General features: G+C 58.1%; 13 protein-coding genes and 1 pseudogene. 5 read left to right on the top strand and 9 right to left on the bottom strand.

All coding sequences use genetic code 11. The features are described 5' to 3' along the window. Positions 1-3: 3 nt before the first annotated feature. From B5M06_RS04335 to B5M06_RS17355, 9 genes are all read right to left on the bottom strand, one after another. The gene (locus tag B5M06_RS04335) at positions 4-783 is read right to left on the bottom strand and encodes a hypothetical protein (protein WP_054065990.1); all 780 of its coding nucleotides are present in this window, start codon (positions 781-783) and stop codon (positions 4-6) included. After that, complete coding sequence (gene flhF, locus B5M06_RS04330) at positions 776-2299, bottom strand: flagellar biosynthesis GTPase FlhF (protein ID WP_054065989.1); 1524 nt, start codon at positions 2297-2299, stop codon at positions 776-778. Before flhF ends, B5M06_RS04335 begins: the two co-directional genes overlap by 8 nt. Continuing rightward, positions 2296-4371 carry a flagellar biosynthesis protein FlhA gene (gene flhA / locus B5M06_RS04325; protein WP_420809981.1) on the bottom strand — a complete coding sequence of 692 codons (2076 nt, stop codon included), beginning with the start codon at positions 4369-4371 and terminating at the stop codon, positions 2296-2298. The genes flhF and flhA overlap by 4 nt, the downstream gene beginning before the upstream one ends. Before the next feature lie 75 nt (positions 4372-4446). Then, a complete protein-coding gene (locus B5M06_RS04320) occupies positions 4447-5595 on the bottom strand; it encodes an EscU/YscU/HrcU family type III secretion system export apparatus switch protein (protein ID WP_054065987.1) in 1149 nt (382 codons plus the stop codon). Between the two features lie 250 nt (positions 5596-5845). Next, positions 5846-6628, bottom strand: coding sequence for a protein phosphatase CheZ (locus B5M06_RS04315; RefSeq protein WP_054065986.1), 783 nt, complete (start codon positions 6626-6628; stop codon positions 5846-5848). A gap of 4 nt (positions 6629-6632) precedes the next feature. Next, positions 6633-7025 (bottom strand): chemotaxis response regulator CheY, encoded by a 393-nt coding sequence (gene cheY, locus B5M06_RS04310; protein WP_275886664.1) that lies wholly within the window; start codon positions 7023-7025, stop codon positions 6633-6635. 77 nt (positions 7026-7102) lie between these two features. Further along, positions 7103-8080 carry a flagellar motor protein MotB gene (gene motB / locus B5M06_RS04305; RefSeq protein WP_077344576.1) on the bottom strand — a complete coding sequence of 326 codons (978 nt, stop codon included), beginning with the start codon at positions 8078-8080 and terminating at the stop codon, positions 7103-7105. A 3-nt stretch (positions 8081-8083) separates the two neighbouring features. Then, a complete protein-coding gene (motA, locus tag B5M06_RS04300) occupies positions 8084-8941 on the bottom strand; it encodes a flagellar motor stator protein MotA (RefSeq protein WP_054065984.1) in 858 nt (285 codons plus the stop codon). A gap of 189 nt (positions 8942-9130) precedes the next feature. Continuing rightward, a complete protein-coding gene (locus B5M06_RS17355; RefSeq protein WP_054065983.1) occupies positions 9131-10822 on the bottom strand; it encodes a flagellin N-terminal helical domain-containing protein in 1692 nt (563 codons plus the stop codon). 220 nt (positions 10823-11042) lie between these two features. Between B5M06_RS17355 and B5M06_RS17685 the strand changes: the two are divergent. The 5 genes and pseudogenes from B5M06_RS17685 to B5M06_RS04265 all read left to right on the top strand — a co-directional run. Next, positions 11043-11150: pseudogene (locus B5M06_RS17685) on the top strand (flagellin); the annotation flags it as partial. A gap of 286 nt (positions 11151-11436) precedes the next feature. Further along, positions 11437-12480, top strand: coding sequence for a flagellin N-terminal helical domain-containing protein (locus B5M06_RS04280; protein WP_054065982.1), 1044 nt, complete (start codon positions 11437-11439; stop codon positions 12478-12480). Positions 12481-12674: 194 nt separating this feature from the next. After that, a complete protein-coding gene (locus tag B5M06_RS04275; protein ID WP_054065981.1) occupies positions 12675-13850 on the top strand; it encodes a flagellin in 1176 nt (391 codons plus the stop codon). A 90-nt stretch (positions 13851-13940) separates the two neighbouring features. Further along, entirely contained in the window at positions 13941-14948 is a 1008-nt protein-coding gene (locus B5M06_RS04270; RefSeq protein ID WP_054065980.1) for a flagellin N-terminal helical domain-containing protein, read from the top strand. A gap of 347 nt (positions 14949-15295) precedes the next feature. Continuing rightward, complete coding sequence (locus B5M06_RS04265) at positions 15296-16327, top strand: flagellin N-terminal helical domain-containing protein (RefSeq protein WP_338028320.1); 1032 nt, start codon at positions 15296-15298, stop codon at positions 16325-16327. Positions 16328-16445 lie beyond the last annotated feature (118 nt).

Raw genomic sequence — 16445 nt, 5'->3', positions numbered from 1 at the left:
AACTCAGTGACTCCACACGGCGGACGAAGAAGAGGGCGCAGCCCCGGCGATCGCCATGCCTTGCGGGGCCTGCACGGGTTCTGAATGCTCCAGGCAGCGCAGCGCCCAGCGCTGCAGCTGGCGGCTGTCCAGCGGGTCAAACTGCTCGCACAGCGGCTCTGCATGCAGATGGCGCATGGCGCATTGCGAGACGGATTTGAGCACAGTGTCCAGCCCGTAGTCTGCAGGACGCAGTGCCACCAGGCGAGGCATGTGGCCCGTGTCCATGAACAGTTGTTTGAGTGCGCGGTAGCTGCTCACCACATTGCGTGACTGCGAGGGAACCAGCTGTATGGCAGAGCGGGTGCTGCCGTGCAGCATGCCTGCGAGCAGCGGCGCTGGTGCCCACAGCACTACCAGCGCAAAGTTGCGCACATAGCGGTAGAGCAGATCCATGGGGCGCTCACCTGTGGTGGCTGCCTTGTGCTGCAGCTGTACCAGCCCGCATGCAGCAGGCAGGGTGGCCACACTGGCGGGGTTGCTCAGGTCAGCAGCCAGTGTGGTGAAGGCATAGCCCTGGCGGGGCTGCAGCATGTCCTGCAGGCCGGGGCTGGCCGGTGTTTCCCGCTCGGTGCCGTCCAGCACCACCACAGGGTAGCCCTGCTGCTGCAGGTGCGCGCAGGCCATCCACAGCGCGGCGGCGTCTGCGGCGTCGCCGGATGGCACCACGGGCAGCACACGCAGCGACGACTGCGCGCCTTGCCAGTGTAAGCCTGTACCTTGGTGCCAAACGCGTTCAAGCATGCAGTGCTCCGTGTGCAGAACGAGCCAGAGAAGAATCGGTGAAGTAGAACTCCATGTCCAGCGTCGAAGGGTCGAAGGCCGACTTGGTGTGCGCACGCATGGAGGTGGCCACCAGGTCGCTGGCCTGTGCGCGTGTCAGGTCTTCGGGCACGCGCTGGCCGTTGGTGATGCCGCGCAGCACCAACTGGTGGCGGATCAGTGCATCCAGTGCAGGGGCCAGCTTCACGGCCTCATCCACCTTGGAGAGGATGGCCTGCTTGCAGCCTACGCGCTTGAAGGCGGCCAGGGCTTCGTCCAGCGTGTCACCGTGTGCACCGGCATTGGCCACCAGCAGGTGCTGGATGCCGGGCAGGTTCAGCACTTCCAGAATGTCGTCCTTGCGAGGGTCGCGCGGTGCCACGCCGGTGGTGTCGATGATGACCATCTTCTTGCCAGCCAGCAGGCCCAGCAGGTCCTGCAGCGCAGCCTTGTCATGCGCCAGGTGGGCCACCACGCCGAGCATGCGGCCATAGGCGCGCAGCTGGTCATGGCCGCCCACGCGGTAGGTGTCCAGCGTGATCAGGCCCACGCTGTTGGGGCCATGCTTGGCCGCGCACAGGGCGGCCAGCTTGGCAGCCGTGGTGGTCTTGCCCACGCCGGTGGAGCCCACCAGTGCGAAGACGCCGCCCTTTTCCCAGATGGGTGCATCGGCGCTGTCGGTGCGCAGATTGCGCTCCAGCACCTGTACCAGCCACTTCATGGCGTCCGCCGGGCCGGTTTCCTGGGGCAGGTGCTCCATGATGGCGCGCGACAGCGCGGGCGAGTAGCCAGCACGCAGCAGCTTGAGCATCATGTTGCTGTGCAGCGGGTTGGCGCGGGTCTGGTTCATCCAGGTCAGGGTGTTGAAGCGTTCTTCAATCAGGTCCTTGACGGATTGCAGCTCGTTCATCAGCGCAGGTGCAGCCACGGCGGGTGCGCTGGCCTTGGAGGCCATCTCCGCAGTCAGATCTACGGCCAGGCCGCGCAGGGGGTTGTGCTTGACCACGGCAGGGCTGCTGGACATGGGGGCATGCTCGCGTGCAGCCATGGCCTGCTTCTTGCGCGCAAACGTGGGCAGGGATTCAGGAGACAGCTCCCCGCTCAGCTCTTCATTGCGACGGCGCAGCATGCGCTCGCGCACATAGTTCTGGAAGGACAGCGTGCTCATGGCCAGCTGCTCGGTGTCTTCCGCAACCGTCTGGCGAGGGTTGGCCTTGGGTGCAGGGCTGCTTTGCTTGAGCAGCGTCTCCAGCGGCATGGGCGGCTTGGTGCTTGGTTTGGGGGCACGGGTCTCATCCGCCTCGCGTGCCTGAATGGCAGCGCGCAGACCGGGGCTGGTGGTCGAGCCCTGGTCCAGCACGTCCTCCGAAGTCGCCATGACTTCCACACCATTGGCGGTGGGGCGGTTGGACAGGATCAGGGTGTTCTCACCAAAAACGGCACGCGCCTTGTCCAGGGCCTCACGAGAAGTTGGGGCTATGAAGCGTTGGATGTTCATGCGTTTGCACCTTTAAGAATGGGGCCGATGCGGATGGTGTGGGTCTCAGGGATCTCGCTGTGTGCCAGCACCTGCAGGCGCGGAGCAGCACGGCGCACCAAGCGCGCAATAGGGTTACGAATGGCGTCGGGCACCAGCAGGCAGGCGGGCATGCCCAGCTCTTCCTGCTTGTTGGCCACTTCGGCGGCACGCTGGGTCAGCACATCGGCGACGCCAGGGTCCAGCGAAGGAGCCTGAGGATTCGAGAGCGCTTGCATCAGCAGACGTTCCAGACCGGGCTCGATGGCAATCACATTGAGCTCACGGGTGGGGCCGTAGATCTGCTGCACGATGGCAGGAGCCAGCGCAATACGTACACGACGGGCCAGTTCCGCAGGGTCTTGTGTCGAAGCGGCGTTTTCAGCCAGGGTTTCGATGATGGTGCGGATGTCACGGATGTGCACAGCATCCTCCAGCAGCAGCTGCAGGACTTTCTGGAACACGGTGATGGACACCATCTTGGGAATCACTTCTTCAATCAACTTCGGAGCGGACTTGGCCACGTGATCCACCAGCTGCTGCACCTCATTACGGCTGAGCAGCTTGGCGGCGTGCATTTGCATCAAGTGTGACAAATGTGTCGCCATCACAGTTTCCGAATCAACGACCGTAAAACCGGCCATTTGTGCCGCTTCCTTCTGGCGTTCATCGATCCAGTGGGCAGGCAGACCGAACGCAGGGTCGGTGGTGGGCGTGCCAATCAGCGGCGTGGTGATGCCACCGGGGTTGATGGCCAGGTACATGCCGGGGAAGGCTTCGCCTTCACCCACCATCACGCCACGCAGGGTGATGCGGTAGGCGCTGGGCTTGAGTTCGAGGTTGTCACGCACGTGCACGGCAGGCGGCAGAAAGCCCACTTCCTGTGCAAACTTGCGGCGCACGCCCTTGATGCGGGTCAGCAGGTCGCCCTGGCGCTTCTTGTCCACCAGCGCGATCAGGCGGTAGCCCAGCTCCAGGCCCAGCAGGTCCACGGGCTGCAGGTCATCCCAGGTGGCTTCAGAGTCCTGCTGGGGTGCAGGCAGGGCGCCGGGGTTGGCAGCAGGCGCTTCGCTGCCGTTGCCCGCCTTGGCGGCCATTTCCTTCTTCTGGCCCTTGCGGTAGACCGTCCACGCGCCATAGCCAAACAGGGCGCCTATGGTCAGGAAGACGGTGTGGGGCATGTTGGGGATCAGGCCCAGCATGATCAGAATGGCCGAGGTAATGGCCAGCGCGCGGGGCGAGCTGAGCATCTGGTTGGCAATCTGCTTGCCGGTGTCGTTGTCCTTGCCCACGCGCGAGATCACCATGGCCGATGCCACCGAGATCAGCAGTGCAGGAATCTGTGCCACCAGCGCATCACCCACGGACAGCAGAATGTAGCTGTTGGCCGCATCGCTGGCGCTCATGCCGTGCTGGGCCATGCCGATGATGAAACCGCCCACGATGGTGATGATCAGAATCAGGATGCCGGCCATGGCGTCGCCACGCACAAACTTGGAGGCACCGTCCATGGAGCCGAAGAAGTTCGCCTCTTCCTGCACTTCTGCGCGGCGGCGCTTGGCTTCTGCTTCATCAATCAGGCCGGCGTTCAGATCGGCGTCCACGGCCATCTGCTTGCCGGGCATGGCGTCCAGGGTAAAGCGGGCCGACACTTCGGCAATACGCTCTGCACCCTTGGTAATCACCACAAAGTTGATCACCACCAGAATGGCAAACACGATCAGACCCACGGCAAAGTTGCCGCCAATCAGAAAGTGGCCAAAGGACTCAATCACCTGACCAGCTGCGCCGGGGCCGGTGTGGCCTTCCAGCAGCACCACGCGGGTGGAGGCCACGTTCAGCGACAGGCGCATCAGGGTGGTGAGCAGCAGCACCGAGGGGAAAGCCGCAAAGTCCAGCGGCTTGACCATGTAGGCGGCAATCATCATCACCATCAGCGCGGTGGCGATGTTCAGCGTGAAGAAGGTGTCCAGCAGCCATGGTGGCATGGGCAGCACCATCAGGGCCAGGATGGCAATGACCAGCATGGGTGCAGCCAGATTCTGGATCCCCATGCCGTGCTTGGAGTTCCAGTTTTGGAGGTTCTTCAGGAGTGCAGTGCTCATGGTGCAGTGCTTTCTTTCACGTAATCACTTGGTGCCAGCCGCGCGCTTGGAGTGGGGGTCCAGCTCCGGGGGGACATGGGGCTGCACCAGCTCGCCCGGTGCAGGGCCCTGGCCGCTGATGGCTGCCTTGAGGCGATAGACATAGGCCAGGACCTGGGCCACAGCGGTATACAGCGTGGATGGAATGGGCTGGTCAATCTCGGCATGGGCGTACAAGGCACGCGCCAGCATGGGAGACTCCAGCACCGGAATCTGGTGGGCCTTGGCCACTTCACGAATCTTCAGCGCAATCAGGTCAGCGCCCATGGCCACCACCTGAGGGGCTGCCATGGTGGCATCGTCATAGCGCAGGGCCACGGCGTAGTGCGTAGGGTTGGTGACCACAAAGTCCGCCTTGGGCACGGCAGTAATGCTGGCGCGCTGGGCAATCTCGCGCTGCTTCTGGCGAATCTTGCCCTTGAGTTCAGGGCTGCCTTCGGATTCCTTGTGTTCCTGCTTGACTTCCTGGTGGCTCATGCGCAGGCGCTGCAGGAACAGAAAGCGCTGCAGCGGCACATCAATCAAGGCGGTGGCAAAGACCACGATCAGCAGCATGATCATGCCCTGGACAATCCAGTTGCCCATGTCAGCCAGCGCAGCAGGGCCGCCCAGTGCAGGCAGGGTGGACAGGTGCAGCATGCCGGACTGGATATGAAACCAGCCCACGGCGGCCAGAATCAGCATCAGCGCCACGTTCTTGAGCGCGGTCACCATCTGCTGTTTGGAGAACACATTGCCCAGGCCAGAGATCGGGTTGATGCGATTGAACTGCGGCATGATGGGCTTGAGACTGTAGATCCAGCCGCCCGAGAGCAAGGTGGTAATGATGGAGATGGTGTTGATAGCCAGCGCAAAAATCACGCAGCCCATCACGCCCACGATGGCCATGTCGACCAGGCGCTCCTGCATGGACAGGGGCGAGAGCACGGTGCTGGCATCAAATGCCAGCTGATTGCTGGTCGCAATGCGCAGGTACTGCATGAAGGTGGGGCCACCCAGAATCACCATCAGCGAGCCACCACCCAGCACCGCCAGATGGCCGAGGTCGCGCGAGCGCGACGTCTGCCCGTCCTTGCGGGTTTTCTGCAGCTTTCTTTCGGAAGCTGGTAGGGATTTTTCTTGGCTCGATTCCATGGCGGCATGAGGGACTGGTCTCATGCCATTGTCCGCAAGCCACGGAATTGCTAAAGCTGGAAAAGCGCGCAACAGGGGGCGCTTATCAGGTCCCAGCGCTGCGGCTGCGGCTGCCGCAATCTGTTAGACAGGCTTGGAATGCTTGTAAAAAGAGAGCTGCTTGCGCTCTGTTTTCAAGGCTTTCAGATAGAAATCAGTCTGAAATGCTTAAAAATCAAGCGCTGCCAGCTCTCTTTTTTGTGAATGGTGCTTAAAAGCCCAGGCTGGCGAGCAGCTCGTCCACCTGCGACTGCGAAGTCACCACATCCTGCGCATTGGGGTCGACCACGGGGCCGGACAGCTTGGGGTGTGCTGGCGCTGCAGGCTTGCTTTCTTCGGCAGGGGCCGCAGCAGGTGCACTGCCGGACTCGGCCAGAGCCGCAGCCCACAGGTCGTCCACTTGCTCCGTCTGCACGGCAGAGCCGGTGGCCATGGCTGCTGCAGCGCTGACTTCGCCCTGGTCCAGCTGCACCTCTCCTTGTGCCAGCTGTGGTGCGGTCAGCAGCAGCAGCTCCACCAGTTGCTGCTCCAGGTTGGAGGCCAGATGCACGACCTTGGCGATGACCTGGCCCGTCAGATCGTGAAAGTCCTGGGCCATCATGATCTCTGTCAGCTGGTTGTCCACGATCTCCGTGGACTTTTCCATGTCTTCCAGGTAATTCATGATGTGGCCCTTGGCCACGGCTGCCACCGGGTCGGCAATCATCGCCTGGCGCATCTTCTTGGTCTGCGCCACGATGTCGGTCTGCCGGCCCTTGGCGTCATCGACCAGGGTCAAAACTTTCTCAGCAGCTTCACCAGTCAAGCGCGCAATATAAGAGAGTCGGTTCTGCGCATCTGGCAACTCTTCGGTGGCATCACGCAGACGGTCTGCATAGCCCAGCTCGCGCAGGGCGTCATGCAGCTGCCGGGTGAGCAAGCCGATTTTGTTGTGCACATCACCCTGGCCAATGCCCTGGGTGGATGCAGTGCTCTGAGGCGTTGCTTGGTCCATGGGATTAACTCAAGCCAACCTTCTTCAAGATCAGGTTGACCTTTTCCTCCAGGGTAGCCTTGGTAAAGGGCTTGACGATATAACCCGCAGCGCCGCCCTGAGCGGCAGCCACGATGTCTTCCTTGCGCGCTTCCGCGGTCACCATCAGCACGGGCAGGTGCTTGAGCTTGTCGTCGGACTTGATCTCGGTGAGCAGCTGAAAGCCGTTCATGTTCGGCATGTTGATGTCTGTCACCACAAAGTCGAACTTGCTGTTGCGCAGCTTGTGCAGGGCGGCAACGCCGTCTTCGGCTTCATCCGCTTCAGTGAAACCGCTTTCCTTCAACAAGTTGCGCACGATGCGGCGCATGGTGGAGAAATCGTCAACGATTAAAAAACGAAGGGCATTGTTAGCCACGGGGGACCCTTTCGGTCAAACTAATTCTCTGAATGACGTCGATGTATAACACCAACGCCGTCCTAATTCACAAATTGTCACGGAGTTTGTGATGCTGGAAGGGGATTTTCCAGTGTTTCCTTCGGCAATTTGTGCTCCTGTTGGGAAGAGGGGGCTCGCTTGCCAAGCAAGCGCTCTTCGGCTTCCTGTGTCAGCACCGTGATCGTGATGCGCCGGTTCTGCGGCGCACGGGGATCTTCGGCAATGAGCAAATCGGTATCGGCCAGCCCCACCACGCGGGCCAGCTTGTCGTTGGGCATGCCCGCTGCCACCAGCTCGCGGCGCGAGGCATTGGCACGGTCTGCTGACAGTTCCCAGTTGCTGTAGCCCCGCTCGCCTGTGCCATAGGGCGCAGCGTCCGTGTGGCCAGCCAGGCTGATGCGGTTTTCCACGCCACCCAGCGCCGAGCCAATTTCACGCAGGATGTCACGCATGTACGGCTTCACCATCGCACTGCCAATGTCGAACATGGGGCGGTTCTGCTCATCCACGATCTGGATCTGCAGCCCGTCAGCCGTCACATCCATGCGGATTTGCGACTTGTACTCGTTCAGCGTGCTGTTGCTGGCCACCATGGCGTCAATCTTGGCGCGCAAGGCCTTGATGCGCTGCGCATCCTGCCTGGCGCGCTGCTCGCGCATATTCTGGCGGTTGGTTTCGCTCTGCTCGGCGTCTGCGCTCTTGACCTGGCCGTAAATCTTGGACAGATCCGAGCCGCCACCGGGAATGATGTTGGAGCTGTTGCCTGAGCCATCGCCCCCGGTCATGGCCACCTTCAGCGGCGAGTTGAAGTAGGCGGCAATGCCCTGCAGCTCGCCCTTGGAGCTGGAGCCCAGCAGCCACATCAGCAGAAAGAACGCCATCATCGCCGTCATGAAGTCGGCATAGGCAATCTTCCACGCGCCGCCATGGTGACCATGGTCACCTTTCTTGGCGCGCTTGATGATGATGGGCTGCAGCTTCTTTTCGTTGGCTGCACCTGCGGCTGCGCCACCGGGTGGGGTTGGGGGCGGCATGGCTTATTTCCTCTTGACGTGCTCTTCCAGCTCCAGAAAGCCTGGGCGCTCGGTCGAGAACAGCACCTTGCGGCCAAATTCAATGGCGGTGGGTGGGTTGTAGCCCTGCATGCTGGCAATCAGGGTGCACTTGATGCATTCAAATTCCTTGGCACCGTCCTGGTGGCGCTGCTCAATCAGGCCAGCCAGCGGCTCCACCAGCGCATAGGCCAGCAAGATACCCAGGAAGGTACCGACCAGTGCCGAGGCAATCATGCCGCCCAGCACGGAAGGCGGCTGCCCCACCGAGCCCATGGTGTTCACCACACCCAGCACGGCGGCCACAATACCGAAGGCAGGCAGTGCGCCGGCCAGGCGCTGCAGTGCCACTACCACGCGGTGACCTTCGCCGTGGTGGGCTTCAATTTCGTTGTCCATCAGCGACTCGATCTCGTGCGAGTTCAGATTGCCCGAGACCATCATGCGCAGATAGTCCGTCATGAACTCCACCACATGCTGATCGGCCAGCAGATCGGGGTACTTCTGGAAAATTTCGGAGTTCTGCGGCTCTTCCACATCCATTTCAATGGCCATCAGCCCTTCCTTGCGGGCTTTTTGCAGCAGGTCGTACAGCAGGGCCAGCAGGCTCATAAAGCGTGCCTTGGTGTATTTGGAACCCTTGATGGCTGCAGGAATGGCCGCCATGGTGGCCTTGAGCACCTTGGGCTGGTTGCTCACGATGAAGGCGCCGATCGCCGCGCCGCCAATGGTGGCCAGCTCAAACGGCAGGGCCTTGGCAAGCACAGCCATGTTTCCGCCGTGCAGGGCATACACGCCAAAGACGCAACCGAAGGCGATGATGTAACCAATTAGGACAAGCATGAGGAAATTGTGTCAGAGCCAGAACCGGGCAAGCCCAGAAATGGCGCAAGAAAAACCGCCTTGTTTCGGGCTTAGCGAGCAGGCTTGCTGTACCGCAAGCGCCTGTGCAGCCGCCATGAAAAAAGCCACCAGACACCTTATCGGCAGCTGGTGGCAGATTCTGAAGGGCAAACTCAGGTCGGTGTGTGCTTAGCCTTGCAGCAGCTGCAGCACGTTCTGTGGAATCTGGTTGGCCTGGGCCACCATGGCCGTACCTGCCTGCTGCAGGATTTGGGTGCGGCTCAGGTTGGCGGTTTCCACGGCAAAGTCCGCATCCACAATACGGCCGCGTGCGGCAGACAGGTTTTCCACCTGAATGTCAATATTGTTCACGGCGTTTTCAAAGCGGGTCTGCATGGCACCAAGGGTGGCACGGGCGCCGTTGACTTGGTCGATGGCGCTGTCAATTTTCTTCAGTGCAATCCAGGCGCCTTCTTGGGTGGTCACGTCGATGTCTTCAATACCACGTGCGTCAAGAATGTGGTCAAGTGCAGTGATGTTGAGATCGCTGGGATGAGTGATGGCATTTGCTGCACTCTCTAAATCTGGTATCTGGGCATCAAAGTTCGCGGTGGTGTCATACGTGCCAGATAAACTGCTCCCTGTGAAAGTATTGATAGCAGTTTGATAGGCAAGTGCTGCATTTGTTTTATCTGCTAAGAGCGCGTTGGGGTTCGCCATGACATTGTCGTAAGCGGTTTTGGCGCTGGCTAGGTTTGTGTTTTTATAGGCATCAGCAGCTGTCGCAAGAGCTGTTTCAAGGGCTTGCGCTGCAGCTTGTGTTTTGTTTCCTGTATATGTCGTGTAGGTGGTGCCAATGCCTGTGTGTTTCAACAATGCGGGATTGGACTCGACTACTTTTGCCAAGATCTTGTCAAAGTCGTTGGCATTAAATGGCGATGCATCGGATGCAGTATCAAGCGCGGTGAGGTAGGAGGCTGGAGGTGCATCGGTAGCGATTGTGCCTCCAATCCCTGTTGATGCACCGGTGAAATTATTGAACTTAATGTCTGCCGGTTTGCCGTCGCCATCCAGTCGCTCAGACATGAACTCAATGCTGTACTCATTTGTTCCATCTTTGCGGGTCATATAAGCGGTTACACCTGTATCCGCCGTTTTGTTATTGATCGCAGTTAAAACTTGACCTAGGCGCTCTAAGCTGGAGTTGGCTGCGGGAATGCCCTCCAGCGGGACTTCGAAAGCATCTGCTCCAGTCCCAACCGTAATAGACAGGTGGTTTAGAGCAATAGCCTGGTCAAATTCGGCAATTGCACGTATAGGTGTATCGGTTGTAGTGAACGTTACTGTATTTTGGGCGTAGCTAATAGTCGAAATCTGGCTTGAACGCGTATCCGCCAGAGCACCCAGCGTCACGTTATCGCCAGAGTTGGCACCCACTTGGAACACCGCGCCCGCAAACGAACCATCCAGAATCTTCTGTCCGTTGAAATTGGTTTGCTTGGCCACGCGGTCAATTTCAGCAGCCAGTTGCTTCACTTCCGCTTGCAGTGCCACGCGGTCGCTGTCGCTGTTGGTGGCATTGGAAGACTGCACAGCCAGCTCACGCATGCGCTGCAGCATATCGCCCACCTTGCCCAGTGCGCCTTCGGCCGTCTGTGCCAGCGAGATACCGTCGTTCGCATTGCGTGCTGCCACGGTCAGGCCCTTGACCTGGGTGTTCATGCGCTCGGCGATGGCCAGACCGGCGGCATCGTCCTTGGCGCTGTTGACGCGCAGGCCCGAAGACAGGCGCTGCATGGTGGTGTTCAAAGACTGCCCCGACAACGCCAGATTGCGCTGGGCGTTGATGGAGGCGATATTCGTATTGATAGTTGCGGCCATTGCTGTGCTTCCTTCAGAAAAAGCGAGTTGCTTGGATCGCTCACATAGACCATGGGCATGGATGTGCGACAGGCAACGCTAGCGATGGGGTAATTCTTCTATGGTTGCTTGCTTTCTATTGCACTGAATAAAGGCGCAAAAACCGGCTTTCTTGCTGCTTCCGCAGTCATGGCTTGCCGTTTGTCATGTAGAGCCCTTAAGAGGTGTACTTCTTGCCGTTGCTGAAACCGCCAGCCTGAGCCGCACCCAGATCCTGCAGCAGGCTGGCACGGTCATGGTGGCGCAGGCCAATCAGCTGCCGCAAGGGGTGCTGAGCCTGCTGCGCTGATGGATAGATACCAATATGCCGGGCTATGCCCATGTTCTTGAAGCCCCGCTTTGCGGGGCTTTTTCTTTGTATTCAAAGACTTAATGGGGTGGGGCCAGCAAATTGCTGGTGGCCTGCGAGAAATCGTGAAATTTCTTCTAAAGAAGTGGCATGCGTGGCCGAAGTAATGGGTGTACAGATCAGGAGCCGCACTCCAATGCCGCAAAGACGGCGCAGGCAGCTCACCACAAAGATCTGGCATTGCAAACAAACTTTCAGCGTACCCAGCAAGTAAGGACACCACATCATGGCCATGACCATCAACACCAACGTTGTTTCCATCAATGCCCAGCGCAACCTGAGCCTGTCTGGCAGTCAGCTGGGTACCGCCATGCAGCGCCTGTCTTCGGGCCTGCGTGTGAACAGCGCCAAGGATGATGCAGCGGGCCTTGCCATTGCTGAACGCATGAATGCCCAGTCGCGTGGCCTGGCCGTGGCGGCACGCAATGCCAATGACGGTATCTCGCTGGCCCAGACTGCTGAAGGCGCACTGGGCAAGGTGGGCGACATGCTGCAGCGCATGCGTGAACTGGCTGTGCAGTCTGCCAACGCCACCAACAGCAAGACTGACCGTGAAGCGCTGCAGGCCGAAGTGTCTCAGCTGATTTCCGAAATTGACCGTGTGGCCAAGACATCGGAATTTAACGGCACCAAGTTGCTCAATGGCTCGTTCGCAGGTGCTGTGTTCCAGGTGGGTTCTGCGGCTGGTGACAATATTACTGTGGGCTCTATCACTGACGCTACTGTTGACCAATTGGGGAGTGCAGCTGTAGTGCTCGAAAAAACGGTTCCTGGCTTGACACTGGATGCTGCAAAAGCACACGTAGAGAACATCAATAAAGAGTCGGCGACCACAGGTGCTGCTGCTTATATGAAGCAAACGGATGGGGCTGCTACTTATGAGGTGACAGTGCTGGCTAAAGATGCTGGAACGTACGACTCGATCGCGCTGACAGTGGATGACGATAAGCAATCTGTTTCAGTTGAAAGTATCAATATTGAGACGCAGGCTGGTGCTTGGAAAGCTATCAAAGTGATTGATGAATCTATTGATGACATCAACTCTTCACGTGCGGCTTTGGGGGCTCTGCAAACCCGCTTTGAAAAGTCGATTGAGAACATCGACATCATGAACGAAAACATCTCTGCAGCGCGTGGTCGCATTGTGGATGCTGACTTTGCTGCTGAAACTGCCAGCCTGAGCCGCACCCAGATTCTGCAACAGGCAGGCACCGCCATGGTGGCGCAGGCCAACCAGCTGTCGCAAGGTGTGCTGAGTCTGCTGCAATAAAAAAGAGAGCAGCTTGCGCTGAATAGATAAGTGTTTCGTAAATAAATAAATCACAAAACCTTATTTATCAAGCGCTAGCTGCTCTGAAATATGAAGTGCGTGAATCTCGCGTGCTTGCACAGCACCATGGTCTTTGCCATGGTGCGCCACAGAGACAGCGCACCTTCATCTCGGTTTTTTGAAGGGGAAACAAAATGGCAATGACCATTAACACCAACGTTGTATCGATCAACTCGCAACGTAACTTAAGCCTGTCGGGTAGCTCCCTGGCCACTTCCATGCAACGCCTGTCTTCGGGCCTGCGTGTAAACAGCGCCAAGGACGACGCGGCAGGTTTGGCTATTTCTGAGCGCATGAAAGCGCAATCCAGCGGGCTGGCCGTGGCTGCACGCAATGCCAACGATGGCATCTCGCTGGCACAGACCGCTGAAGGTGCTATGAGCAAGGTCGGCGATATGCTGCAGCGTGCTCGTGAATTGGCTGTCCAAGCGTCTAACGCGACCAACAGCAAAACAGATCGCGAAGCGATGCAGGCGGAAGTTAAGCAACTGGTGTCTGAAATTGACCGTGTGGCCAAGACCAGTGAGTTCAATGGAACCAAGCTGCTCAATGGTGACTTTGCCGGCGCGGTTTTTCAGGTGGGTGCAAAGGCTGGTGACAACATCACGGTTGGCAGCATTGCCAGTATGAAGAGCGAGTCCATTGGCAAGGCTGCAACTGGCTCGGTCAGCTCGGGTGCCATCAGTGCATTCGATACTGAAGTTACAGGCTTAAAAATTCAGGTTGACGGTGTCAATGCAGCTGCAGTGGATTTGGGCTCTGTTGCTGCAGCAGGCTCAGCTAAAGAACGTGTGGGCCAGATGGTAGCGTTGATCAATGCAAAAACAGCTGAGACAGGCGTTACTGCCTACGTTGATCCACAAGATGCAACCAAGTTCACTCTGAACAGCGTTGCCAAGGCAGATGGAACTGCTCCGGCGAAGGTAGTAATTACAGGAGGTGCAGCGACTTCCACGGGTTTTGATGCAGGTGATGTAAACCTAAGTGCAAATTCAGACGCGTTGTCCAGCATGAATGTGTCTACCCAAGTGGGTGCATGGAAGGCTGTGCAACAAATCGATAAAGCGTTGAATGAAGTGAATACCGCACGCGGTGCACTGGGTGCCCTGCAAACCCGTTTTGAAAAGTCGATTGAGAACATCGACATCATGAACGAAAACATCTCTGCTGCCCGTGGCCGTATTGTGGATGCGGACTTTGCCGCCGAAACTGCCAATCTGAGCCGTTCGCAAATCCTGCAGCAGGCGGGTACCGCCATGGTGGCCCAGGCCAACCAGCTGCCACAGAATGTGCTGAGCCTGCTGCGCTAAGTCATGCAGACAGCGCGGCAGGAAACGCAGTCATCTGAAGTGACTTGCTCGCGCTGTCATTGCTTTCAAGGTTTTGAAGGGGAATAAAAAATGGCAATGACCATTAATACCAATGTTGTATCGATCAACTCTCAGCGCAATCTGAGCCTGTCTGGCAGTTCGCTGGCTACTTCCATGCAGCGCCTGTCTTCGGGCCTGCGCGTGAACAGCGCCAAGGACGATGCGGCTGGCCTGGCGATCTCTGAGCGCATGAAGGCGCAGTCCAGCGGCCTGGCTGTGGCCGCACGCAATGCCAATGATGGCATTTCGCTGGCGCAGACCGCTGAAGGTGCTTTGAGCAAGGTGGGCGATATGCTGCAGCGCATGCGTGAACTGGCGGTGCAGTCGGCGAATGCGACCAATAGCACCACCGACCGTGAAGCCATGCAAGCTGAGGTCAAGCAGTTGACGGCTGAAATTGACCGTGTTGCAAAGACTTCTGAATTCAATGGAACCAAGCTGCTGAATGGCGATTTTGCGGGTGCTGTTTTTCAGGTAGGAGCTAAGGCCGGTGACAACATCACTGTCGGCGGCATTGCTAATACCACTGCAGCTGTGCTCGGTAGTAGTGCCAAGTTTACAGAGACTACCGGGGGTACTGAGTTCGATACCTATGAGGCGGCTGCTAAAACGATTGGTACGGCCAATGACAACAGTGCCGGGACAGGCATCACGAGCTATGTTGTTGAGAAAGATAACGGCAAGTTTGTCGTGAGTACGTTCGAAAAAGGAGGTACAGGAGCAAGCAACTTGTCCGCTTTGGACATCAGCAGTCAAGCTGGTGCATGGAAAGCTATGGTTGTGATCGATGGCGCGTTGGATGAGGTGAACACAAGCCGCGGAGCTCTGGGCGCCCTGCAAACTCGTTTTGAAAAGTCGATTGAGAATATCGACATCATGAACGAAAACATTTCTGCTGCCCGCGGCCGTATTGTGGATGCGGACTTTGCCGCCGAAACTGCCAATCTGAGCCGTTCGCAAATCCTGCAGCAAGCTGGCACTGCGATGGTGGCACAGGCCAACCAGCTGCCACAGAATGTACTGAGCCTGCTGCGCTAAGTACGGCTTGCTGCGCTGCGCAAGCGCAGCAAGTTTTTGAAAGTTTGCTTTGATGACCAGGCTCTCCGGGGCTTGGTCTTTTTGTTTGTAACAGTGCGTTTTTTGCCCTTAAGTTCTGCGCGGAGCGGCCGAAAAAACAGGCACAGAGGGCGAGCCGGGTTTTGCAATAGCAAGGCCGCGGAAAGTAGCAGAAGCACCGCCCCGCTTAGCAAACGCAAACTTTCGAGCATTACGGTATTAGGAGCATTCGCCATGGCCATGGCCATGGCCATGACCATCAACACCAATGTTGTTTCCATCAATGCGCAGCGCATCTGAGCCTGTCTGGCAGCCAGCTGGGCACTGCGATGCAGCGCCTGTCTTCGGGCCTGCGTGTGAACAGCGCCAAGGATGATGCAGCCGGTCTGGCCATTGCTGAACGCATGAATGCCCAATCCCGCGGCCTGACCGTGGCAGCGCGTAATGCCAACGACGGTATCTCTCTGGCGCAGACTGCTGAAGGCGCACTGGGCAAGGTGGGCGACATGCTGCAACGCATGCGTGAATTGGCTGTGCAGGCTTCCAACGCCACCAACAGCAAGACCGACCGTGAAGCCCTGCAGGCCGAAGTGTCTCAGCTGATTTCCGAAATTGACCGCGTGGCCAAGACTTCGGAATTTAACGGCACCAAGCTGCTCAATGGCTCTTTTGCAGGTGCTGTGTTTCAGGTGGGCTCCGCAGCTGGTGACAACATTACGGTGGGTAGTTTGGTGAATGCGACATCTGCCGACCTTAGCACTGTGACTTATGCAACTGCCACATTAGAACTTGATGGTACAGATGCTTTTACATTGGCTGTTGGTGGGGTCGATATCGAGATTCCTGCGGCTGGAAGTGCCAAAGAACGTCTGGGTCAAGTGGTGGCTGCCATTAACTCTAAAACCGCTGATACCGGCGTAACAGCATTTGTCGCAGAGAACGGTGTTGATATTGACCTGCGCAACGAGTTGAAGACTGGTGCGGATGCAACCATTACTGGAGGCGGATTGGGTGCAGCTGCTACCTACACTACACAGACTGCTGAAAAAGGTATTGCCACGCTGAAAGTTTCAACGCAACAAGATGCTTGGCTGGCTTTGAAGAAAGTAGATAGCGCTATTGACCAGATCAATAGCTCTCGTGCTGAGCTGGGTGCTCTGCAGACCCGCTTTGAAAAGTCGATTGAGAACATCGACATCATGAACGAAAACATTTCTGCAGCGCGTGGCCGCATTGTGGATGCCGACTTTGCGGCAGAAACGGCCAGCCTGAGCCGCACGCAGATTCTGCAGCAGGCAGGCACAGCCATGGTGGCCCAGGCCAACCAGCTGCCCCAGCAAGTGCTGAGCCTGCTGCAATAAGCTGGTCAGCGGCTGCTATCCGCGAAAGCCGGGTGCAGTAAGACAAGAAGATAAAACGGTGTCAGCTCGGCAGGGCTGGCACCGTTTTTGGCTTAAGTTGTGGCACGTTGCGCCGATA

Source organism: Comamonas kerstersii (genome assembly GCF_002056725.1).
GTDB classification, from domain to species: Bacteria; Pseudomonadota; Gammaproteobacteria; order Burkholderiales; family Burkholderiaceae_C; genus Comamonas; species Comamonas kerstersii.
The sequence above is the reverse complement of the archived record's forward strand: the minus strand, read 5'-3'. Positions and strand labels throughout refer to the sequence as shown.

Excerpts from the sequence above, each read along its gene's own strand:
- B5M06_RS17355 (WP_054065983.1), bottom strand. The coding sequence starts at position 10,822 with ATGGCCGCAACTATCAATACGAATATCGCCTCCATCAACGCCCAGCGC.
- B5M06_RS04320 (WP_054065987.1), bottom strand. The coding sequence starts at position 5,595 with ATGGAATCGAGCCAAGAAAAATCCCTACCAGCTTCCGAAAGAAAGCTG.
- flhA (WP_420809981.1), bottom strand. The coding sequence starts at position 4,371 with ATGGGGATCCAGAATCTGGCTGCACCCATGCTGGTCATTGCCATCCTG.
- flhF (WP_054065989.1), bottom strand. The coding sequence starts at position 2,299 with ATGAACATCCAACGCTTCATAGCCCCAACTTCTCGTGAGGCCCTGGAC.
- motB (WP_077344576.1), bottom strand. The coding sequence starts at position 8,080 with ATGCCGCCCCCAACCCCACCCGGTGGCGCAGCCGCAGGTGCAGCCAAC.
- B5M06_RS04270 (WP_054065980.1), top strand. The coding sequence starts at position 13,941 with ATGGCAATGACCATTAATACCAATGTTGTATCGATCAACTCTCAGCGC.
- B5M06_RS04275 (WP_054065981.1), top strand. The coding sequence starts at position 12,675 with ATGGCAATGACCATTAACACCAACGTTGTATCGATCAACTCGCAACGT.
- B5M06_RS04335 (WP_054065990.1), bottom strand. The coding sequence starts at position 783 with ATGCTTGAACGCGTTTGGCACCAAGGTACAGGCTTACACTGGCAAGGC.
- motA (WP_054065984.1), bottom strand. The coding sequence starts at position 8,941 with ATGCTTGTCCTAATTGGTTACATCATCGCCTTCGGTTGCGTCTTTGGC.
- B5M06_RS04265 (WP_338028320.1), top strand. The coding sequence starts at position 15,296 with ATGCAGCGCCTGTCTTCGGGCCTGCGTGTGAACAGCGCCAAGGATGAT.
- B5M06_RS04280 (WP_054065982.1), top strand. The coding sequence starts at position 11,437 with ATGGCCATGACCATCAACACCAACGTTGTTTCCATCAATGCCCAGCGC.
- B5M06_RS04315 (WP_054065986.1), bottom strand. The coding sequence starts at position 6,628 with ATGGACCAAGCAACGCCTCAGAGCACTGCATCCACCCAGGGCATTGGC.